The organism is Methylobacillus gramineus, assembly GCF_020532675.1.
GTDB classification, from domain to species: Bacteria; Pseudomonadota; Gammaproteobacteria; order Burkholderiales; family Methylophilaceae; genus Methylobacillus; species Methylobacillus gramineus.
On sequence record NZ_JAJAVE010000003.1, the window covers coordinates 541,281 to 561,043 of the forward strand.

The 19,763-nt window shown below is 42.7% G+C and carries 24 protein-coding genes; 7 read left to right on the forward strand and 17 right to left on the reverse strand.

Annotation, left to right across the window (positions count from 1 at the left end; genetic code table 11):
* Positions 1 to 29: 29 nt before the first annotated feature.
* From LG201_RS13020 to LG201_RS13060, 9 genes are all read right to left on the reverse strand, one after another.
* Entirely contained in the window at positions 30 to 1,253 is a 1,224-nt protein-coding gene (locus tag LG201_RS13020; RefSeq protein WP_226772634.1) for a type II secretion system protein GspD, read from the reverse strand.
* Entirely contained in the window at positions 1,223 to 2,284 is a 1,062-nt protein-coding gene (locus LG201_RS13025; protein ID WP_226772635.1) for a zonular occludens toxin domain-containing protein, read from the reverse strand. The genes LG201_RS13020 and LG201_RS13025 overlap by 31 nt, the downstream gene beginning before the upstream one ends.
* A 2-nt stretch (positions 2,285 to 2,286) precedes the next feature.
* Complete coding sequence (locus LG201_RS13030) at positions 2,287 to 2,613, reverse strand: hypothetical protein (RefSeq protein WP_226772636.1); 327 nt, start codon at positions 2,611 to 2,613, stop codon at positions 2,287 to 2,289.
* The gene (locus tag LG201_RS13035) at positions 2,613 to 3,998 is read right to left on the reverse strand and encodes a hypothetical protein (protein ID WP_226772637.1); all 1,386 of its coding nucleotides are present in this window, start codon (positions 3,996 to 3,998) and stop codon (positions 2,613 to 2,615) included. The genes LG201_RS13030 and LG201_RS13035 overlap by 1 nt, the downstream gene beginning before the upstream one ends.
* 34 nt (positions 3,999 to 4,032) lie before the next feature.
* Positions 4,033 to 4,266 carry a hypothetical protein gene (locus tag LG201_RS13040; RefSeq protein WP_226772638.1) on the reverse strand — a complete coding sequence of 78 codons (234 nt, stop codon included), beginning with the start codon at positions 4,264 to 4,266 and terminating at the stop codon, positions 4,033 to 4,035.
* 112 nt (positions 4,267 to 4,378) lie between these two features.
* Positions 4,379 to 4,813, reverse strand: a complete 435-nt coding sequence (locus LG201_RS13045) for a hypothetical protein (protein WP_226772639.1) — start codon at positions 4,811 to 4,813, stop codon at positions 4,379 to 4,381.
* A 2-nt stretch (positions 4,814 to 4,815) separates the two neighbouring features.
* Complete coding sequence (locus LG201_RS13050) at positions 4,816 to 5,031, reverse strand: hypothetical protein (protein WP_226772640.1); 216 nt, start codon at positions 5,029 to 5,031, stop codon at positions 4,816 to 4,818.
* Positions 5,032 to 5,036: 5 nt separating this feature from the next.
* On the reverse strand, positions 5,037 to 5,333 hold the full coding sequence (locus tag LG201_RS13055; protein ID WP_226772641.1) for a hypothetical protein: 297 nt from the start codon (positions 5,331 to 5,333) through the stop codon (positions 5,037 to 5,039).
* Positions 5,334 to 5,335: 2 nt separating this feature from the next.
* The gene (locus LG201_RS13060) at positions 5,336 to 6,565 is read right to left on the reverse strand and encodes a replication initiation factor domain-containing protein (RefSeq protein ID WP_226772642.1); all 1,230 of its coding nucleotides are present in this window, start codon (positions 6,563 to 6,565) and stop codon (positions 5,336 to 5,338) included.
* Positions 6,566 to 7,205: 640 nt separating this feature from the next.
* Here LG201_RS13060 and LG201_RS13065 point away from each other — a divergent pair.
* From LG201_RS13065 to LG201_RS13085, 5 genes are read left to right on the forward strand one after another with little or no spacing between them, the layout of a single operon-like run.
* Complete coding sequence (locus LG201_RS13065) at positions 7,206 to 7,565, forward strand: hypothetical protein (protein ID WP_226772643.1); 360 nt, start codon at positions 7,206 to 7,208, stop codon at positions 7,563 to 7,565.
* A gap of 34 nt (positions 7,566 to 7,599) precedes the next feature.
* Positions 7,600 to 8,031: a hypothetical protein gene (locus LG201_RS13070; RefSeq protein ID WP_226772644.1), complete on the forward strand. Its 432-nt coding sequence runs from the start codon at positions 7,600 to 7,602 to the stop codon at positions 8,029 to 8,031.
* Positions 8,032 to 8,034: 3 nt separating this feature from the next.
* Positions 8,035 to 8,400, forward strand: coding sequence for a hypothetical protein (locus LG201_RS13075; RefSeq protein ID WP_226772645.1), 366 nt, complete (start codon positions 8,035 to 8,037; stop codon positions 8,398 to 8,400).
* A 31-nt stretch (positions 8,401 to 8,431) separates the two neighbouring features.
* Positions 8,432 to 8,941 carry a nucleotide excision repair endonuclease gene (locus LG201_RS13080; protein ID WP_226772646.1) on the forward strand — a complete coding sequence of 170 codons (510 nt, stop codon included), beginning with the start codon at positions 8,432 to 8,434 and terminating at the stop codon, positions 8,939 to 8,941.
* Positions 8,941 to 10,170 carry a DNA sulfur modification protein DndB gene (locus tag LG201_RS13085; RefSeq protein ID WP_226772647.1) on the forward strand — a complete coding sequence of 410 codons (1,230 nt, stop codon included), beginning with the start codon at positions 8,941 to 8,943 and terminating at the stop codon, positions 10,168 to 10,170. The genes LG201_RS13080 and LG201_RS13085 overlap by 1 nt, the downstream gene beginning before the upstream one ends.
* On the opposite strand, the gene LG201_RS13090 is transcribed toward LG201_RS13085, so the two are convergent.
* The 6 genes from LG201_RS13090 to dndB are packed head-to-tail and all read right to left on the reverse strand — an operon-like array spanning position 10,167 to position 16,276.
* Entirely contained in the window at positions 10,167 to 10,943 is a 777-nt protein-coding gene (locus LG201_RS13090) for an HNH endonuclease (RefSeq protein WP_226772648.1), read from the reverse strand. The genes LG201_RS13085 and LG201_RS13090 overlap by 4 nt on opposite strands.
* 5 nt (positions 10,944 to 10,948) lie before the next feature.
* Positions 10,949 to 11,311 (reverse strand): HIT family protein, encoded by a 363-nt coding sequence (locus LG201_RS13095; protein WP_226772649.1) that lies wholly within the window; start codon positions 11,309 to 11,311, stop codon positions 10,949 to 10,951.
* Positions 11,312 to 11,662, reverse strand: coding sequence for a DNA sulfur modification protein DndE (dndE, locus tag LG201_RS13100; RefSeq protein ID WP_226772650.1), 351 nt, complete (start codon positions 11,660 to 11,662; stop codon positions 11,312 to 11,314).
* Positions 11,652 to 13,679, reverse strand: a complete 2,028-nt coding sequence (dndD, locus tag LG201_RS13105; RefSeq protein WP_226772651.1) for a DNA sulfur modification protein DndD — start codon at positions 13,677 to 13,679, stop codon at positions 11,652 to 11,654. Before dndD ends, dndE begins: the two co-directional genes overlap by 11 nt.
* Positions 13,669 to 15,207, reverse strand: a complete 1,539-nt coding sequence (gene dndC / locus LG201_RS13110) for a DNA phosphorothioation system sulfurtransferase DndC (protein WP_226772652.1) — start codon at positions 15,205 to 15,207, stop codon at positions 13,669 to 13,671. Before dndC ends, dndD begins: the two co-directional genes overlap by 11 nt.
* Positions 15,173 to 16,276, reverse strand: coding sequence for a DNA sulfur modification protein DndB (dndB, locus tag LG201_RS13115; RefSeq protein WP_226772653.1), 1,104 nt, complete (start codon positions 16,274 to 16,276; stop codon positions 15,173 to 15,175). Before dndB ends, dndC begins: the two co-directional genes overlap by 35 nt.
* 113 nt (positions 16,277 to 16,389) lie before the next feature.
* On the opposite strand from dndB, the gene LG201_RS13120 reads away from it, so the two are divergent.
* Entirely contained in the window at positions 16,390 to 16,929 is a 540-nt protein-coding gene (locus tag LG201_RS13120) for a hypothetical protein (protein ID WP_226772654.1), read from the forward strand.
* A gap of 87 nt (positions 16,930 to 17,016) precedes the next feature.
* Positions 17,017 to 17,751, forward strand: coding sequence for a hypothetical protein (locus LG201_RS13125; protein ID WP_226772655.1), 735 nt, complete (start codon positions 17,017 to 17,019; stop codon positions 17,749 to 17,751).
* Positions 17,752 to 17,933: 182 nt separating this feature from the next.
* Here LG201_RS13125 and LG201_RS13130 read toward each other — a convergent pair whose 3' ends face one another.
* Together LG201_RS13130 and LG201_RS13135 are read right to left on the reverse strand one after the other, a co-directional pair.
* Positions 17,934 to 18,416, reverse strand: coding sequence for a GlcG/HbpS family heme-binding protein (locus LG201_RS13130; RefSeq protein ID WP_226772656.1), 483 nt, complete (start codon positions 18,414 to 18,416; stop codon positions 17,934 to 17,936).
* Positions 18,417 to 18,867: 451 nt separating this feature from the next.
* Positions 18,868 to 19,110, reverse strand: a complete 243-nt coding sequence (locus tag LG201_RS13135; protein ID WP_226772657.1) for a hypothetical protein — start codon at positions 19,108 to 19,110, stop codon at positions 18,868 to 18,870.
* Between the last annotated feature and the right edge of the window lie 653 nt (positions 19,111 to 19,763).

The window sequence follows — 19,763 nt, forward strand, 5'->3', positions numbered from 1 at the left end:
CCGGCGTTGATATTGACGTGTTGCAGTCTTCATAGGCGCTGGACTTGCATGACAAGTAGGATGTCGCTTTTCTCATCCGAGTCGGTATTGGTGTTGAATATGCGAGGGAGGAAGCTTAATCCTTGACGCTGTTTACTGAGCCTGGATTCATTTAGGCCACCGAGAAGAATCAATTCCCCGTCTTTGGTGTTCACTACTGTTTTAATCTCGCGCTTGAGCAATGTGGGCGACTGATTCACGCCTGTAGTTGTGGGTTGGAAGCTGGAGATTTGTTGCGTGATGTCTAGTTCGATTGTTTCAGCAAAAATCTTGGGTGTGATGTCGAGAATCACCCCAGATGGCCTATAAATGATGGATTGGACGGGATTACCTGTATTGGTTTGTGTCGTGGAGGAAACGGTAGGTGTTTCAGTACCAACGCTAAAGCGGGAGTTCTTGCCATTCTTAACACGTAAGGATGGAGCACTGACCTGTTTAAAGCGATTGTCAGAATCAAAGGCAGAAACGAGCACTTCGATATTGGGTAAGGATAGTTTCAGTTGGTTGGATTGTGCAGTGCCGTTCTGGACGGTAATGCCTAGCCTGGAATTTAGCAGGCTGACAGCGGCCGAAATTGCATTTACATCGCGGACGGTATTAGTGACTTCATAGATATAAGCTTTAACGATGACCTCGTTAGCTGGCTTGTCCAGTTCGATCAGCAGATCCAGAAGCATGTCTCGTTTGTTTTCATCGGCACGGTAGAAGACGACATCATCTGTGATGGCCTGGACCTCAGCCCCGGCAAATTTGAGCAGTTCGCCGATCTCTTTTTGATCCCGGTACTGAGGGCGATAGGAGTACACCGGGAATTCACTAGGCAGTTTAGGTGGTAATGCCTCATGGATAGATGGTGCTATCTCTTGAGACTGGGACTGTATATCACTTGGAATATTTGGAGGCGCTGCAAGGTGTGCCTGATTTCGAGTCAGGTATAGATATTCCGATCTTTCCTGCAAAGTGATGCCGTTTTGTTCCAGGACATCAGCCACGATGGATTGCAGTTTGTCCTCTTTTGCAGCCTTGATGGATACGGTAATAGTACGGCCATCAGACAGCACATCAGGAGAGAGGATGTAGTTTTTCTTGATGATGCCCTTGAGCACAGTTTGCGCAAACTCTGGAATAGTGACGGCGGCAAACTCCAGGTTGACCTCGGCTCTTGCCAAGGATGGCAACAGGATCAATAGGGCGATGAGGGTTTTTTGTACCATGTGGAGCCTACCTTGTAATAAGTGCCGGTGTTGTCCATCCTAGATTCCCAGGATTCCAGCACTAATCCGGCTTTGGTCGTGATAATGAAATGGTCGCCTGCGTCCAGGAGGCCTTTGAGTTCTTCTGTTTGCTGTGGTGCTGGCGTGGTGATTTCCTGCAGTTTTGGCCCTTGTAGCTCGCTCTCGTGCATGAGGTAAGAAGCAATCAAAGAAGCAGCTAGAGCGACGACAGCAAATGAGTTAATCGCTTGTTTGTATCGCTGGTAGAACGAGAAGTAACGGCCTTTGATATGCCAGGGTGATAAGACCGTAAACACCCCAACGGCCTGGGCTTGGTATTCCTTGGGATGGCGTTTACCTTGTTCATCCAGCACATAACCAGTGAGTACAAGGTCACGTTCAGGTTCTTCCGTGAACACCTGGTCAGTGTTGTAGACACTATGCAGTTTGTCGCCCCGGTACCACCAGGTGGTGACCTTGGGCGACCAGTCTTGCTTTCCATAGCGCACGATCCCCATATGCACCTGGGGTAGTTTGCCAGCAAAGCCGAATAGCCGAAGGACTGGACCAAGGAAAGGGACAGATAGGCGATCAGTACGTTTACAGGTGACCTTATGCTCAATCAAAGCCCGTCTAGCCTGGGCATCAATCGATTCAATATCCTGGGTAATAAACAGCGTGTGCCAATGATTCTTGCGCACATGACGCAGGTATTTAATTACCTGGTCACGACTCTTTCCTTGCCACTCTCTGGCATTAAGAAAAACGGCGAGTTCGTCGAGCGCAACGAGTCCGAACGTTGCTTCATTTCGGCTAGTTGAAGCCATCCCCAAATTCCAAAGATCATCACTACTAGGAAAATCCGGAAGCCTGACATGGGTTGCCTTACTGGTCGGTGGTAAAAAATTCTCTGGATAGATATCCATATTGGTAGCGACAGGAAGACCGGCGAGCATATGATCCATGATCTTGCCTGTGGCAATCACGGATTTACCCGCCCCCAGATCCCCTGTTAGCGTCCAATTCGCCATGATTAAAATCGCATGGTTGCTTGTGTAAAGTCGCGGCTTAAGTGCTTGTGCCAATCGTAGACACGTTTGGAAATGAGCACTGTCAGGTAGAACGACATATACCATGCTGTGGAAGGGGGAAGGAATGCCAAGGCAAAGCCGACCCCGTTAGGCGTGATCGGCTTCAATGCCATGAGGCCAATATAAGTTGCAGCTAGGAATGCGGTAAACAATCCCACCACAAATGAAACATAGCCGAGGAAATAAGCGCCTTGTTTAATGCCCTTAGTAATTAACCAGGTTACCAAGCGTTCAACAATGGTCGCCAGCCCGATAAATAACCAATGCATCAGTTACCCCCTTCTGGACGTTCTGCGACGATATGCATTACTCCTATGGCCGTCAGGATAAAGAACACAAATGCCAGGGCGGTATGGATGAAGGGCTGGGCATCGCAAATAGATAAGTTGTAGACCTTGTCACGGAATGGAAATGCAAAATTGCAGCTTTCTACCTGGCCAGCAGTGGCTAGATGCCAGGGTGACATGGGCAGAACTCTGTCGGTGTAAAGCTGAGCTAGTCCTGAGTTGGTGACCATGTCGCGCATGTTCTGGCCCATGGCTGTAAAGGCATTACTCTGTAATGCGTCCAGGTTCTCGGCTAATCCCTGCCCCGCCAACTCAGGGTCAGCATCTTCTCCATCAAGAGATTTTTTGATGTCCTTCGCAATATCACGGAGATTGGATAGGGTGACTTCAGTAGCGCAGTGGGCGCAATCGCCAGTACCTGAACCTGTGCCGCCTGAGATAGGGGTAGAACCAGTCTGATCGCCTATACCTGGATAAGTGGCTGTGGACTGACCTGTAATAGTTGTTCCGGCTGATGGGCTGCTGATATTAGTTGTTTGTTGCCCCGTGGTGCTGTTGCCGTAATTGGGAACGGTATGCGTGACAGTAGCAGCGCCTGTACTCGAGTTAAGCTCAATGGTGACTTTCTCACCTGTGGCATTGTCGGTATAGCTGATGCGGTTAGGGGCTTCCTGGACAAGTTTAGGGTTGTTGTCTGTAGCGTCTTGCTGAGGGTCACGCTGGAACTCGTTGCCAACACGTTTTACTTCGTCTTTGCCCTTTGTTGGTTTTTTTACAAGCTGAGGTGTAGTTAGATTGCAGTTGGAAGATGATGATGAATAACCTGTTGGACAAGTTGAAATTTTGTCAAAGTCATCACCAGCTAAAGTAGGGCCACTTGGTTGAATGCCGTATGGGTTAGGAACAAAAGTTACATTGGAAATAGTGACATAACGCGCACATTTTCCATTGCCAGCATCGGTAAAAGTCCTAGTTTCTGTAAAGGTACAACCAGCAGCAGCATTTGAACAAGCTTGCTGGCTTGTTTGTGAATCAGGGCATCTTAATTGCGCATCAATTGATTGAGGTGGCGTTGTTGGGTTTGTCCAGCCTGGAGGCGTGACAAGTGGGGTATTAGGATCAATCTGTACAGTGATTGGCTTGGCTGCTAGGTCTTGATTAGGTGACGTGCTATCAGATGCTGCAAATGTGATCAGGCCAATAATGGCGGCATGGGTGGCAGCGGATATAGCGAAAGGTACTGTACCGCCCGCAGCTTCAACCAGTAGGGCTATGCCAGCCAGTGGCAGAAATGCTTTTGCGGCAATAGGGACAGTCAAAGTAAGTATGACTGTTGATGCGATTAGGATTTTTTTGAGTTTGGTCATCGTTAAAAAGCCGGGTTTCCCCGGCTCTCCGTGATTACTTCACGCCAGCCTTGCTAAGGCCCTTGCCTGTAGCGGACAGGATGAACCAGCCCACACGCATGCCGACTAGAACGGCAATGAATTGCACCGCGATGTCTTTCACTGTATCGATAGCGTCAGTACCAACGCCATCTAAGGCATCGGCAGGCAATTGGCTCGCTGCTGATGCGATTTCAGGAACAGCCATCGCGAGGATGGATGCGGTGATAAAGGCGATTTTTGCTTTCATGATGTTTACCTCGTTAAGTTGTGAAAAGATTGAATAGCGCTCCCTAGCATGTAGCCCAGGATGTAGCTCGCGCCAAAGCTGACGAAGAACCACTTCATTAATATTGCGATCGTCAATTCGCAACTCCTTTACCGCTGCTAATACCAAAGGCGAGGCCCAGGAGGGCAGCGAGAAATACGGTGCAGAGAATGAGCACATCCTCTGGGGATAGGGCTGACAATTTGGTGTCGCGGGTGACACTAGTCAGTGGGGGCTGTGTGACGACAGGAATACCGCCTTCACCAATGACTACATTGGCAGGGGTTGGGGTGTAGTCGGTGTCGCAGGTTTGTAGTATTAGGGACCTAACACCTGTATCTAAGGTGTTGTTATCAAACCTAATACGATAGGTAAGCATTGCTGTACTGGGTGTAAAGCTGACTTGGTAAGGCTGAACAAAATAAGAATTCGCCCCAGTAAAAAAAAGATAATTTGAACCAGTAAATGCATTAATCACCTGCTGTGAGGTGGTGTAGCAATTACCGAGTACAGACCAGCCCGCAGCCATGGTTAGTGCGACTCCATTTCAACCGGCTCTAGAATTTCCTCCCAGGCAGAGAACACTGCATAGTCGTCATCAAGATTGAGCTGAGCCGTATCCACCGCTTCATGAGGGCAATAAAGTCGCCCAGCCTTTTCCGCAAGGTTTGTATAACCCAGTTCCTCGGTTAAAAAGCTGCCAGTGCTACGGCACTGAATAATGTAGAAGCGGCGGAATTCAGACATGATGTTTATGCCGCTACTTTGAGTTCAGCTTTGCCAATGTTCTTGAAGCCATGGCAGACAATGCCCTTGGTGGTCATTTCAAGATCTAGCTCAGCTTCAACCGGGAATGGCAGTGCTTTGATTTTTTCAAACTCGGCAGCAGTGCCAAAATTGACGGTCTGGGCATTGAAACCCACCTCAGCACCAGAATTGGTTGATACCGGCATCACGATATGAATCTTGGTGAAGTCGTGTTTAGTACCATCCACCACATCGTTGAAATGACGAGCGCCCAGGACTGTAGCTTTAGTTTTGAATTGCATGGTTAAACCCCTTCATGGATAAAAGATAAAACGACTGGCATGTGATCTAGCGGGGAGTGGTGCATGCTGGAATCGACATGACGGAACGATGGAGGGAGCACGCCTTTAGGCAGCTTGCCCTCACGTTTGATTAACTCGAGGACTTTTTCTGCACTACCCTCGACGTTAAGCATGAGGTTGATAGCCGCACCACACTGGCGTTTGAGCCATTTTTTGGTACGGTCATAAGAGACTTCGACGGTTTTTTTTATCGTCGCTATTCGTTCGACAGTTTGAGAGAAACTGCCGAGTAGGGGATAAGCCGCTGCAAAATACTCGTGTGGGAATTTAAGTATTTCAAACGGTATAACTCGGTCAACTGACTTGAATTCGACTTCAAGCCGCATCCAAGGCGAATTCTTGTCACCAAGCTGTTTGCCTTTTTCATAGCCTCGGAAAAACTTCCCATTTGAGCGATTGCCAATGTTGATTGTTCGCCCCTTACCATTAGGACTTTTCCAGTTACCGCGCAGCTCGATATCAGGATTACGCCCCCCACAGTTAAACCCTCCATTTTCGTAAGCTTCCTCTAAGGATTCAGGCGTAAAGAGCCTGCCTTCAATATCGTCATGGGTGAGGTCAATCCGGGTAATCTTTGGGGATTGCGCTGAGTCCAGAAAATCAAAGCACCGCCTTTCCCACCCACCCCTGGCAGCAGCACAGCCTTCACCGGAGAGGGAGATCATCACGGTGTTACGTTGACCGCCATAGCAGACCAAACCGTAGTTCTCACCCAGGATGTAAGAGGTGGTATAGAAGTTCGCCCCCTTATCCCGCTTGGAAGTGATACCGAACCCGAACAGGGATTCACAGGCCATGGATACAGACATAATCACTTCCTGATCGGTAACAGCACCTTCAAGTACCTGGAATGTGTCTTCATGTACCGTGAAATTCAGCCAATCAATAAAACAGACCTTGGATGAATAATGCTTACGGGGTAGTACTTCCTTAATCTTTCCGCCCTCAAGTACCAGATTTATGGACTTTCCCCCCGTATTACCTATGGGGGTGCCAAGGGCGGCAGCGCCACCGGCTGGCGCCGGGAACGCCGCCGCCACTGCCGCATCCATAGCGTTGATGCTGTCTTTAAGACCAGCATTGATCTTGTTCAGGTCGTCAGGTGTTAAACGAGCACGTGCCAATACATGAGCATCAGCATGCAAGATCGGACGTTTTTTGATGGAAGCCATTAGAGTGAAAACTCTTGATCTAAAGCGTGCTTGCTTAAGAGGGCCAGGTTCACCAAACGGTATTTACCAATCTCTACTACAGGTAAATACCCGCGATTAATCCACCCCGTAACAGTGTCTTCTGTCACTCCAACCAGCTCGGCAAATTTTCTGCGAGACATCACAGGTACTGATGGCATTTGACTTGTGTCTACTGGACTGTCCATAATCGCGTTAGGCCCCTTTACATTTCATTAGGAATCACTGTTGTACTTTTGAACAACAGTCAATTGAACAATAGTTCAACTGTACAAATATGTCAACACCGGTAGGCGAGAAAATAAGAAAAGTACGAGAGTCCCTTGGAATGGGCAGGGCTGAATTCAGTCAGGTGACAGGCATACCAAAGGACACACTCATTGGCGCTGAATTGAATAGGAGAGAGCCTAAGGCAGGGATACTGATGTCCATCGCACAGCAATGGCCAGAATATGCTGCATACCTCTTAACAGATGATACGAGTGCTAAGCAGAGAAACCCGGAGCTAGAAGCTTTGGCCCGGGAATTGGAAGATCAGAAAAAGGCGAGTTAATCGCTCGAGAAGTAAAGATAAGATGGTTTAAGAATAAGAAGCAATCGGCATCTACTTAAGGGAGGGGATATGCCAGATTCAGTTAGAAAAGCAGTTATAGCGCTTTGGGTCACTATTGCACTATCAGCAGTTGCAGCTTTAATAGACAGGCTTACAGGTCAATTGACTGACGGTATGTTTCTGTTCTATCTCATCATATATGCACTTACATGCATCATTCCCTACAAAGTCTCAAATGGCAGTAACGCGGCTAGGTTCGTATTCTTAATATTGTTTGTATTTAGCATTTTGGCCTGGATCGGCGGTCCAGAGGACATGGAGCAGCCAAAATGGTCAACGATTGTTGGATATTTAATTGCAGGTGTAGATGTTTTTATTATTTATTGGCTTTTTAAATTTGAGTCTAAATCTTGGTTTAATGTGACTTGATTTAATGTTTTTACCTAGAAATTATTAAAAATATATGGACTGGTTAAATTACGGAAATTTTGTAAGTACTCTTGGGGTTTTAATAACACTCTATCTTACGCGTGAAATTTCATATGTTAAAAAGTCATTTATTAGGAAGGCAAGACTTCCTGAAATTAATAATGATCTCAATGTGAGGTATCAAAAGTTGTTATCCCTTCTTAGAGAAGAAAATATAGATAATAGCAAAATTAAGTTAAATCTTCTGGAGGTGAAAGCAATATTGCGGAACTTAGAGAAAAAACTACCTTCTGGCGAAAAAAAGACTGCTCAAAATATTTTGAAATTATTAAATCCAAAAAAATACTTTATTTCAAAACTAGACTTATCAGGTTTTGATAAAGAATATTATTGGAAAATATACGAGGAAATGAGTGAATTGATTGTTAGCTTAAATTTGTTAATGAAAGACTCTCACTGGGATTGATAAATGAGTATTGAGGCTAAAACCACACAATTAGTAACAACCTTACTTCGTGAAACATTAGAAAATAATTTAAATTGGAATTTGAGAAAACCTCCAAATGGACTTGTTCAAGCAACGGATCAAGTTGTTCCCTTGTTTCTACAAACAGTATTTAAGAAAAAGAAAATAGGGATATATGAGGCTAGAAGGAAACATTATATTGATGATCAAGACTACACGTGGACTGAAAAAATAGGACTATGTGTTGTAGATGATGATGACAATGTGGTGTGGGAATCACCATTAGAGTATTCGGCAATATTGCATAACTTATACTCAGTAGTTCGGGAAAAAGTGGCAGGGATAGATGAATTATTTGATAGTTTATAAATTAAAAATATAACTACATGAGCGACGATGAATGCCTAATACAAATAATCAGCAACCTCCAATAAGCAACAATTTCTTAGTGGATTTAGCTGCAATGAAAGCCCATTGTGTGGAAATGATGTTTTTTCCATCTGCATGGGGAAGTGCTAATAATACTAATAGAGCATGGTTAGAGGAGATTTTTCCTCCAGTGGATCGGCAGGTAATTCCTAAGGCTCCAGGAGTTTATGTATTTGTGGTGGAGCCTGGTTTATTTGGATTTGAGAAAGCTTCTGGTTTGTTTTATGTCGGTAAAGCAACAAGTTTATTCGATAGAATAAAAGCATATATAGATGAGTTGTCCAAAACATTAATAACTACAGCTAGACCGTTAGTCTGGAGAATGATAAATCAGTGGAATGGTCACTTGAAATACTATTACACAATTACAGATAGTGTAACTGAAGCCGAGATATTAGAGAATGAAATGATTAACGCATTTCGTCCTTACTTTAATACACAATATGACGCAGAAGTTAGTCCATTTATGAGGGCATTTTAATGAGTACGTCGACTTTATTACCAGCTATTCGATCAGCGGTAGGTGATTGGATTTTTTATGTCACTACATTAAGCTTCTCGGAAGTTGCGAAGTTAATCAAAGATCCAGATGAAATTCATGAAAGAAAAGGGCTTTCTACTTGGATTCAGCGAGTGGCTATTGAGAAACATTCGGCAGAAATCTCTGAGTATATTAAAGAAAGTAATCAACGATTTTTAGGTTCACTAATCATTGGAGTCTATGGGGGAAGCCCTGATTGGGCTCCGTTAAATGTTAAATTCACGGAAGCTCATGATAATGTTCCCGAGGAACAGAAAGTAAGCATTGAGGGAAAGTTGGGACTCCTTAATTTAACGGGAAGTGAGAGTCTTTTTCCCATAGATGGGCAACATCGAGTAGCTGGTATTAAAAAAGCGATTGAAGAAACTGATCTTTTAGATAATTTTGATTACGATCATGTAAGTGCCATTTTTGTTTCTCATGATCCATTATCAGAGGAGGGAAAGCAAAGAACGCGACGGCTATTTACAACTGTGAATAAAAAAGCTAAAAGAGTAGACCTTGCTGCCAGAATCGCATTGGATGAAGATAGTGGATTTGCTATTGTTGTTCGCAATTTGATTGATAACCACTGGTTATTTGATGATAGAAAAAAATATATTTCTTATTCTAGCGGTGGCGCAATACCAGCTCGAGATAAGAAGTCCATTAGCAGTGTTGTAGGTCTATATAAAATTGTGCAGGATTTATACCCGAAGAAAGAGCAATCAAAATTTGATAATGAACGCCCCTCTGATGAGGAAATTCAAAATCATTTGAATTTTTGTAGTAGATTTTTTGATCTTTTATTAGAAAATGTTCCTCCATTTAAATCTGTATTTGTCGATGAAAGTGAAACGGCATCAGATTATAGAGAGGGTAATAAAAATCATCTATTATTTCGCCCAATGGGGCAGCGTGGTTTTGCTAAGGCAGTTGAGGTTTTAATCAGCAGGGGTAGAACTCTTGATGAAGCGGTTACTCTTTTAGCAACAGTGAATATGAATCTAGCTAGCGAGGATTGGCATTATATAGTTTGGAATCCTATTGAAAGTAAAATGCTAACCGCTAAAGAGTCTATAACAGAAACATATCTATTAAGGTTAGTAGGTGAGGATGCTAGGGATAATAAACATCGAGTGACGCTTAATGAATTGTTGCAAAGTATTCAGGAAAATGTGCCAAGTTAATTCTTGATTAGTTGTTTTAAATCATCAAGACTCAGGCAGTAGTGTTTTTTTCTGTGAGCGATCGCATGGCAGTTGGCGCAGAGAGGGATTAGGTCTGTTGCTGGATTGACCTTTGTAGGGCCGCCGGTTGTTGAGATCGGGTTGATATGGTGGATATGGATGAAGCCTTTTCCATATTCACCATAAGTTTTTTCAAAGTTGAAGCCGCACGCAAGACATGAGCTGCCATGGATGAGGATGGCTTGTTTGCGTAGATTGGGATCTCTTTCGTATATGGTGGTGAAGATTTTTTTCTTTTCACCTTCAATATAGGTTTGGAAGAATTGTTGGTCTATTGTTTCTGATAGATTGGTGGTCGGTAGTACAGTTGCCTTACTTAGTATGCGTTTGTAAGTCTCTTCAGAAATGCTTCTAGTGCCATTTCTCCAATAATTACTCTGCTTTTCTTTTGGTATCTCTTCAAAATATTGATTGCTGTTGTCTTTGATTAAAACCGGTGTTTCAAAAAGCTGATAATCGTTGATAAAGGCAAATAAGTCGCCTTTTGTGCTTTGTTCATCAGGGTAATGGTCGCCAATAGTAGCAATGCCAAAGTAATGGGGTTCTGCTGATAGGCGACTGGCTGAGAAGGCTTTGCTTTGTATGCGCCCTTTGTAGTAAATGACTTTTGTACCTGGTTGCAGAAGCTTTAGGTATCTTTTGGGAAAATGATAGATTTTTCCAGTTTCGTCTTCCCATTGGGAGATGTCATTTTCTGTAATAACAGTAAACATGCTCGTTAGTATGATTTCTTATCTGGAATCACTGCACGTATACCACCTCTTGGATCTGGAATGTCTCCAATATAGCGAGGGATCAGATGGCAATGTACATGCATGATGGTTTGACCAGCAGGTTGGCCTACATTGATACCTACGTTATATCCATCAGGTTCGAACGTTCTGTCCAAGTGCGCTTTGGCTTGGTTTAATAGGCTGAGGATGTCCTGCTGTTCCTCTTGAGTAAGGTCAAAGTAATTCTCCACATGACGAAAGGGAATGATCAGTATGTGTCCTTCAGAGACTGGAAAACCATCGTATCGGGCATATGCATGCTGGTTAGAAAATAAGATTTTCTCGGGAGTACAAAATGGGCAATTCATTTATTTAGGCTGCAATTTCAGTAAGTCGGATAGGCTTCTAACGTGTCTTAGTTTATCGACACCATGGTCAATGTGAGCTGCAAATAGAAGTTGAGCCTCTTTAGCCGAAGCATTGCCGTGTGCTTGACGTAGGGCACTTTGATACAGCTCAGCAGTTTCGCCAAATAAGGTGGTCAGGTTGAATTCTTGACCATTCAGATCTGTGATGTTGGTATCAGCTTGGTGCTTTTCTTCTAACGAAAGCATCAATGCAATTCTGCATAGGATATTGGGAGTGACGCCAGTTCTAGTTTTTACTTGCTTGAGTAAGTCGGTAGCTCTGGCGGAGATGTGTATACGGTTAGGAAGCATGACGGATCGCTTCCTTGTTGATTTTCTCCCAGAAGTAATCTGGCTGGATCGTTGATGCTGCCTTATCCTCATCATAATGAATGCGATAAGATCTTCCAATATGTTCCGACAGATCATCATAGAAGCCATTATCAATCTCGGTGTCTGTAGACAAGATAATTACTTGGTGGCTAGCTGATGGGAAATAGTGATGCACTATCTTTTCACGATGTTGGCTATCCAATCGGCCTAAGGGTGTATCAATAATAATTGGCAGCTTCCGACCAGAGGTAATAGCAAGGGCTTCTAGCATGGCGATTGCGTAGATTTGTTTTTCGCCAGCGGAAAGATCTTTCTTCGGGATGTTCTTGCCAGCCTCACCCAGTAAAGTGACCTCAAAAGTATGTGGGTCAATGGTTGTTTTGATTAGGGTGTGTTGTTTTCTCATTAGGCGTGAAAAGGTCTGTGAGAACACTTGCTCCAGCTTGGCAATCTTCCGTTTTGTCATTTCTATTGAAAAATCAGCAAGTAGATTTCTTGTTTTTTCTGCAAGGTTTAGTCGTTTGTCCTGATCGGTAGTTGCCAAAAGAGATTCTTCAGCTTTTTTGATCTTGCGAACCTGTTCAATTGCTTGCCAAGTGTAGTTACGCGCTTTTTCTAAATGTACGTTACGGCGTGCAATCAATTGCGCAAGAAAATGCATGGTTTGTTTAATTGCCTGAAATTCTTCCTTTACTGAGTCCTGATCGGGAGCTCTGTGAAGTTGTAGGCCAATGTTGTGAATTTCGGTCTCAATCTTATCAATCTGTGAGTAGAGTTTTTCTCCATACGTCTTGCTACTTGATAGTGCTTCTCCGATCCACTGCTCAAGTTGAGCATAATCTTTATTGGAAAGGTCATGAACGATTCTTGTATTAGAAAGGGAAGAGGGGCGTGACACGATATCTGTGAAGATGTTACTAATATCATGAAGTGCTACTTTCTTCTTTTCCTCTGGGATATGAGGCGCAAGGGCAGAGTATAGTTTCTCTATGCGCTGATTCAAAACAGATGAAACACTTTCCCATTCTTTTAATTCACGCTCTTGTGAAAGTTGTGCTTTTATTTCACACAGTAATTTTGGAGCTAAGCTTAACGGATATACAGTGCTTAAGTGCTCACGTATCTCCGCTTCAACTTGATTCCGCTCCTGGTTCAATTTTTCCATTAGTTTATTAAGTGATTGCCTGGATACAGCCCAAGCGCCTCCTTTTGAGGCAAGGTTATTTTCACGCCGGGCTAATAGGGCTCTTTGTGTGGCGATCTCAGGTGCAATTTGCTGAGCGGAAGAGTCTTCCTCTGCAATCAGGGCTTTTAACTTTTGATACTCATTTTGATAAGTTCCAAGCAGTTTTATAGTTTCACTGGGGAGCGTTGTATATTTTTGGCGTTTGTTATATATCGAAAGGTCATTTTGAAGTCTTTCAACAATGTCTAATCCCAGTAGTTTCTGAATCGCTTCTCGCAATGCAACATCACCACCTTCATCTGCGAGGCTCGCAATTTTTTCGCCATCAAAAAAGAAAAGCTCTGAAACCCCTAGTGGAATCAGTTCATTTAAGAATGCCTGACATTGCTCTTGGGTGAACTCTGGTATTGGTTGGCTATCTTGAAGCAGAACCAGTGATTCTTGGCATTTATTCTTAATGGTTTGCCAGGATCTGGTGATTTTATAGTTAATTTGTTTACCTAATTTGAAATAGGCGAACTCGAGCGATATAGCGGCATGAGTAGGATTTATCGCTGATTTCACATCTCTATAAATTTTTGAGGTGAGAAAATCTTCATAGGCTTTTACACCTATATTATTGCCGGCTGCTTGCTTTCCATAAATCGCCAATCGAATGGCTGTGAGTAAAGTTGTCTTACCCGCGCCATTCAAACCACCAAACAAGATGATGGGAGCATGACGATGAGTATCACCTTCTGAATGAAGCGAGATGGTTTGCTCCCCACGGAACAAACCAAAGTTGGTGAGAGTAAGTGACTTAAGCAACATCTGTTTTTAGTCTTTCATATTCTTCATGCTGCCTTTTTAACACTTGCTCTTCATTATCAAGAGAGTCATGCTTCTTGTTGGTAATTCGTTGATCAGCCAAAATGTTTTCTAAGTTACCCCAGTCCTGGTTAAGTATTTGACCTATACGATCAAATATTGCTGATCTTTTACTTAATCCATCTAGAGACAGTTCCAGTTCAATTAACTTCATCACTAATGCGGCAGGCACATTGTGTGTTGCTTCTAATTCCATTAGTAGGTCGGCGTCTAGTTTTGTAAACGCGCCCGCATCACTTTCAACCCAGTTTTTATCTGTTCCCATTACTTCTTGATAGATCCTTGGCAAACTATCCTCCCAGTCTGGCTCATTGGGGTCATGTAGCCATGCTATACGGATAGCCTCAAGCTCTTCGTGTGTAATGAGCTGTAATGTCGGGTCTTGTTTTACTACTTCCTTTTGAGCTTTAAGGAGGTTGGTCAGAAGTTCTTTTCTATAGCTCATCCAGTAGGGACCTGGAATCACTTTAAAATCATCATCCATCCCGGTGCTTGTTACTTTTCCTGTACGGCGTTTGACGTTGCGATATTCACTTTTGTTTTCAGGAAGGGTTGTATGGTGTAGTTGATTACGAAACTCTTGAAGTGGAACCATCCAGGTATGACCACTTTCAATCAGCCCATCCATTGCTTTATCTTTTGTTACTACGGTGCATACCCAGCAGCCGAAGCGCGAGTTTCCACAAGAAGGAGTGCTTGTATCAATAACTAAAGGGCATTCGCCAGCATTTGAATCTTTGTATAGATCGAATAGCGTCTGGTGGTTTCCACCCCACGGTGCGGACCCGGTGAATAGAAATTCCCAGACGTCATCTGCGGTCCAGTCTTCAATGGGGGTGTATACATAGGCACTAGGCAAAGACACATGTTTTGATAAGCGCTTGCCTTCAATTTTGTGTTTTTTCATGACTTGGGCACGAGAGCTACTCTCTGCAAGGCGTGAACCCAAAACTACAATGACTTCGCCATATTCCGCCACTCTACTGAGAATAAATTCACTTACAGGATTAATTTTCATCCGCTCAGTGCACCATCGAAAATTACGAGTAGGTGCTGGATACCCTTTACCGATAAGGTTTACCCAGAAAGTTTCTTGAGTTTTTGGCACAACTTGTTGGGTGTGAAGGTTTAGGCCATGCCGATCTGCACCTTGTTGGATGCGTTCGAGAGTGCCTGTAATTAGGCCTACAACTACTGGCGTTTCAACCAATGTATCTGAAGAGACAACAAATACCGGCTTTTGCCTTTCGGCTGGAGGTAAGGCGATCAGGGATAAATAGACCAATTGCAGAATCGCGGTCGAGTCTTTACCACCGCTATATCCAATCACCCAAGGACGGTTGTCTGCTTTGTAGAGTGTATGGATTTCCTCTATATAGCTTTGGATTGATCTCCCTGCAATTTCTGCGTGTAAGGGAAAATCAACTAATGAAATATCAGTTACTACGTTCATTTTTTCTTTCGCTCTCAAGTTCCCATTCTTCAGGTTTGAGAGGTAGTTCAAGGTGTTGCTTGATTAAATTTGAGGTGAGAAGCACATTCACCCTGGCTTTACTTATTCTTCCGTGGTTCATAGCTCGACCTTCCCATAATTGAGAGTTTGAACGAGACCAGTCAATTTGCGATATCTTTTGGATTCTAGATTTCCAGTCCTCAGGGTGAGCCTTTATCAGTTCCGCGCCAGCAATAGCCAAAGCATGCAATGCAATGCCATAAGCATGGATGTAATTTTCTCGTAATTCACTAGCGGCAACGGTTCTCTCTTTTGCTCGCTTCCAATCTGGGAGCTGTGCGGCAACAGTTTCCCAAAACTCGAGAGCTAGTTCTCTTTCCTCTTCAGATACTTTTGCACTATTGGTTTTTTTTAATAATGCTCGTGACGCATGTTTAATGCCACTGAGGGTAAACAGCTTTACCGATCTATTTGAAATGTTGGATTTCTCCATTTCAACTAGGCCTTGAAAGGCTGTGCAATGCATAGCGATATGTCTGGCTAGCTCTGAGGTTGGGTCTCGATGATCGTATAGAGTCCCTAATGATTGGCCAGGCCGCACCGCATATTTGTTTAAGTCCGCAAACATTTGCTGGCTACGAATTAAGCCTGCATCAATAAAAAACAAGACAGGAACATTATCGTGACCAATCACTGGGTTTTCTTTTAATGCTTGTTCTATTGCTGCTCTACGATGTTGCCCATCGTTAATGAGGATTCTTGCATCCATGGGGATGCTTAAAACCCCCATGTTTCCCTGGTGCCCTGTTTTTTCGTAAGGCTGAAAGTCTACATCGGTAGCATCAATAGACGAGGTCAATGCTGAAAGTATGTAGTTGTCTGGATTTTCCAGCAGATATGAGGCAATCTCTGGAATTCTTGCCTTGTTTAACGACCTTTGCGCCCTAAGCTCGGGAGGAACTTCATGTTCATTAAAGATAAAAATCTTCGGAACAATTTTAAGAGGACACATTGCGACGTAGAAAACCTGTCCCGCTTGTACTCCGCGGATGGCAGGAAACGTATGAGAGTAGCCACTTTCAGCCATGATATAGAGTCGAGTTGGAAGCTAAAATTATTATAACTGGAAGCGAAAAATAAATAAAGACAAGATATTTTTATTTTTTTATAGATAAAACAAGGTGTTATTAGAGGGGCGTTATGATTCTTACTGAGGAGCAGGAGTTTGCAAAGGCGGAAGCTAAAAAACTGCGTAAATTCGAGAAAAAGAGGGTGTGTTTTGAGCAAAACTCTGAGCATCTACGCTCTCTTAATGGTTTGATGTGGCAGGTGCCTTTGATCGCAATGACCCTCACGGGAGGGTTGTGGTTTGGGATCGCCCAATTAAATCCGAATAAAACGGTAGTAATGGGAGTATTGATTTTAGCTGCCGCTACAAATTTTGGATTGATATTTGTAATGCTGAGGATGCGTTATATCTTTAGTCAAATTCTTCTGAAAACGAAAGAGTTTTATCCGACGGGTATTGCGAATACTACAGGTCATTGTTTTCTTAAGAACTGGTTAGTGGTTTTTATATTTTCACTTTTACTTCTATATGCATCTATATCAAGCCTTGTGGGAGCAATGAATGTCGACTATCTTTTATATAATAATAATAATAATGAGGAAGGTAAAAAGTCAGTAAAAGAGTCAGTAAAAGTAAATTTGAAAGAAATAAAAAGTGAAGTATGTAAATAAATTAATTATTTTTTGCTTTATAGGAAGCATGGGGAGGAAAGAATGGGCGACAACAGATGGTGGGAGTTATATATTTTACGGTACTCAATGGGAACGATTATTGGTGCTTTTTTATTTTATTTTTTATGTTTGGAATATCCGGAGGTAGTTGGTCGGCTTCTTTTGTTGGACTCAATAACGGACTCTCCGGATGGTAATCTAAAAGAGTTAGCCAATCTTGATACGATAAAACTAATATTTCTTGCAATGTATGGTTTGGTATTTTGCTATATAGCTAGCACTCCAATACTTGTTATGCATTCAGCTAGAATGTTTTTTAATATGAATGATTTTCGATTAAACGATGTTTTAAACGAATACAAAAATTGTGATAAATGGTTAAATATTATTAAGTTTCTTATATTTCCAATAATGGTTTCTATAGCTGCTGGGGAGTTAATTTTAAAGTGTAAATATCAATCATCTTATTTGGAATTTATTACATGCTTTTTTGTAGTATCTATATTGATCGAATACCAGATACTATTGGTTTATAAAACAATTTCCAGAAATTCAGAGGTATACAATTTTTATAAGGCTTTATCAAAAGCACGTGACAGTAAGTCTAATATGATCGAGTCATACAGACATTTACGTGAGCATGGAAATGCATTTGCAATCGTAATATGTGAATTCTTTTTAGGAGCCTTACTTTTTCAAGTGGGGAAAATGGAGGGGGTAACGATTTCAATTTATGCTATTGCAGTTGTTATATGGCTATTCCCTGCCGCATTGGTTTGGCTTAGTGGGTCAGCTATCGAAAGAAGATTTTCATGTTATTGAAAATTAAATTTCTGTTAGAAGTAATGCTTATTAACAGAACAGAAGTGCAGTCGTAGTAAACGAGACCCAATGCATTGGGTTGGGTATAAGCGAAGTAAAAAGCTATGAGGTGCTGTTGGTGAGTGGATTGCTTAGAGGGTGATTTGTTTGATGCAGACAGATCAACCCTCTCCACTTCTATTTTATTTATTCAATGCATCTATTCCAGCTTGTGAGATTTCTTCATCTTCCTGCCCGGTGCCACCACTTGCACCGATTGCCCCAATGATTTTTCCATCGCGGACAATTGGTAAGCCACCCTGAACTGGCACAATGTTTGGAAGGTTTAGGAGGGCTGTTCTGTGATTCTTGACGACCACATCCTCCAAATCCTTGCTAGGACGCTTCCAGTTATTGGCTGTACGCGCCTTTCCAATGCCGGTATCAGCACTTGATATCTGCGTACCATCAAGCTTTTCAAAATAGGCTAGCGTGCCTGTGCTATCAACGACAGCAACTACAACAGGGATGTTTCTCTTCTTAGCCGCCGCCGCTGCTGCACTACCGACTTTCTTGGCATCTTCATTTGAAATTGGTGCGCCGTATAGAATAGGTGCAGCTTGTGCAAATGTAGTGCTCAAAGCCAGTAAAGAAACTAATAAAGCAGATTTTGCAATCTTCGGCATACCTATACTCCTTACACGAATGAACACTATTTATGGCAAATACCGTACCTAGTTTTATTGAGCCAATATAAGAAATTAAGTTGTTGTAATAAATGAGGTTAGTGTGTCTGCATGATTTTTATGCTCTGATTTGGTGCAAGGGGAGAAACAGTGATGTTGTTGAAGTGTTGCTTTTTCGGACAGTCAAAAAAGTGTCGACCGTAAAGCAAAGGAATGATGGCTTAAGAGGACACTGAATATCTAACGGATTGAAATGATGAGTATTTATGCCTAATGGCATTTGTGAGGCAAAACTCATAATCCGTTGGTGCCCGGTTCGACTCCGGGGAGGCCCACCAAAGAATCAAGGAGTTACGTGAAAACGTAACTCCTTTTTTCGTTTCATTGTCCAGAAAAAGTAAAGTTTAAGTTAATAGATTGATCCTCTTTCATCGCCATGGCGTTTAAGTCGCTAAGGACGCCATTTTTGGATAGCGAGCTTATAAGCTGAGAACGTTTGGTCAATTGCCACTATAACGTCCGAGGGTAACTTGGCGTGCTTGGATTTGATTAAGGTTTGCAGGCGGATGAATTCATAATTTTTAGTATTAATTTCGTCTAATAAAAGCAAGTCCAACATAGTGGTTAAGGCGATATTCTTTCCATAAATTTCATTAGGGCTTTCTTCGCGATCTTCATTGTCCAAGGTATACATTTGAGCCTCCGCAATTATTTATTCTTTTTAGTAAGACACAGCTTTATTGGGTGAAGGAAACGCGCAACGCATTTAGGAAACTCTTCAAATAGCACTAGGTTTTAATGAGATGCGCTACGCGTAGCATCGTCGGGGAGTGGTAGCCGGGTTGGTGAATCGTGTAATTGAGATTGTCCGCATAGCAAGCAATCTCAGGTAGTCTGTCATGGATGCCTGAAAGTTAGCGGCAGGACTAATGGCCATCTGATTGTGTTGTTTGTCCATAATAAGCTCTCCAAATCTAATGATTTGTAAGGCGAAAAGGTGGGTAGTCATCCAAATGTATAAAAGATGCTACTAGAGCCAGACTTTATTAATTAAGTCCGACTAGCCGAGTTACTTTGATTAAATGGAAAAGGGGCGCGCAGGTGGGACGGTGTGAATTGACAGGAAAAATTTTAGAGCTGAAGACAGTGGGGACACAGTGAAAGTTATCAAATAGCTTTTGATAACGAGGGGTGAGGATAAAACGAGAGCTAATTTTTTTGCAATGTGATGCATGTTAAGACCCCTTGCATATTTCATTAAAGCTTGTTGTTCTTAATTCAAATCTTTTAAAGGGGGTTACTACGATACCAATATATCAAAGATATATTAAGATTGTATGTAGGAAT

Excerpts from the sequence above, each read along its gene's own strand:
- LG201_RS13020 (WP_226772634.1), bottom strand. The coding sequence starts at position 1,253 with ATGGTACAAAAAACCCTCATCGCCCTATTGATCCTGTTGCCATCCTTG.
- LG201_RS13025 (WP_226772635.1), bottom strand. The coding sequence starts at position 2,284 with ATGGCGAATTGGACGCTAACAGGGGATCTGGGGGCGGGTAAATCCGTG.
- LG201_RS13030 (WP_226772636.1), bottom strand. The coding sequence starts at position 2,613 with ATGCATTGGTTATTTATCGGGCTGGCGACCATTGTTGAACGCTTGGTA.
- LG201_RS13035 (WP_226772637.1), bottom strand. The coding sequence starts at position 3,998 with ATGACCAAACTCAAAAAAATCCTAATCGCATCAACAGTCATACTTACT.
- LG201_RS13040 (WP_226772638.1), bottom strand. The coding sequence starts at position 4,266 with ATGAAAGCAAAAATCGCCTTTATCACCGCATCCATCCTCGCGATGGCT.
- LG201_RS13045 (WP_226772639.1), bottom strand. The coding sequence starts at position 4,813 with ATGGCTGCGGGCTGGTCTGTACTCGGTAATTGCTACACCACCTCACAG.
- LG201_RS13050 (WP_226772640.1), bottom strand. The coding sequence starts at position 5,031 with ATGTCTGAATTCCGCCGCTTCTACATTATTCAGTGCCGTAGCACTGGC.
- LG201_RS13055 (WP_226772641.1), bottom strand. The coding sequence starts at position 5,333 with ATGCAATTCAAAACTAAAGCTACAGTCCTGGGCGCTCGTCATTTCAAC.
- LG201_RS13060 (WP_226772642.1), bottom strand. The coding sequence starts at position 6,565 with ATGGCTTCCATCAAAAAACGTCCGATCTTGCATGCTGATGCTCATGTA.
- LG201_RS13065 (WP_226772643.1), top strand. The coding sequence starts at position 7,206 with ATGCCAGATTCAGTTAGAAAAGCAGTTATAGCGCTTTGGGTCACTATT.
- LG201_RS13070 (WP_226772644.1), top strand. The coding sequence starts at position 7,600 with ATGGACTGGTTAAATTACGGAAATTTTGTAAGTACTCTTGGGGTTTTA.
- LG201_RS13075 (WP_226772645.1), top strand. The coding sequence starts at position 8,035 with ATGAGTATTGAGGCTAAAACCACACAATTAGTAACAACCTTACTTCGT.
- LG201_RS13080 (WP_226772646.1), top strand. The coding sequence starts at position 8,432 with ATGCCTAATACAAATAATCAGCAACCTCCAATAAGCAACAATTTCTTA.
- LG201_RS13085 (WP_226772647.1), top strand. The coding sequence starts at position 8,941 with ATGAGTACGTCGACTTTATTACCAGCTATTCGATCAGCGGTAGGTGAT.
- LG201_RS13090 (WP_226772648.1), bottom strand. The coding sequence starts at position 10,943 with ATGTTTACTGTTATTACAGAAAATGACATCTCCCAATGGGAAGACGAA.
- LG201_RS13095 (WP_226772649.1), bottom strand. The coding sequence starts at position 11,311 with ATGAATTGCCCATTTTGTACTCCCGAGAAAATCTTATTTTCTAACCAG.
- dndE (WP_226772650.1), bottom strand. The coding sequence starts at position 11,662 with ATGCTTCCTAACCGTATACACATCTCCGCCAGAGCTACCGACTTACTC.
- dndD (WP_226772651.1), bottom strand. The coding sequence starts at position 13,679 with ATGTTGCTTAAGTCACTTACTCTCACCAACTTTGGTTTGTTCCGTGGG.
- dndB (WP_226772653.1), bottom strand. The coding sequence starts at position 16,276 with ATGGCTGAAAGTGGCTACTCTCATACGTTTCCTGCCATCCGCGGAGTA.
- LG201_RS13120 (WP_226772654.1), top strand. The coding sequence starts at position 16,390 with ATGATTCTTACTGAGGAGCAGGAGTTTGCAAAGGCGGAAGCTAAAAAA.
- LG201_RS13125 (WP_226772655.1), top strand. The coding sequence starts at position 17,017 with ATGGGAACGATTATTGGTGCTTTTTTATTTTATTTTTTATGTTTGGAA.
- LG201_RS13130 (WP_226772656.1), bottom strand. The coding sequence starts at position 18,416 with ATGCCGAAGATTGCAAAATCTGCTTTATTAGTTTCTTTACTGGCTTTG.
- LG201_RS13135 (WP_226772657.1), bottom strand. The coding sequence starts at position 19,110 with ATGTATACCTTGGACAATGAAGATCGCGAAGAAAGCCCTAATGAAATT.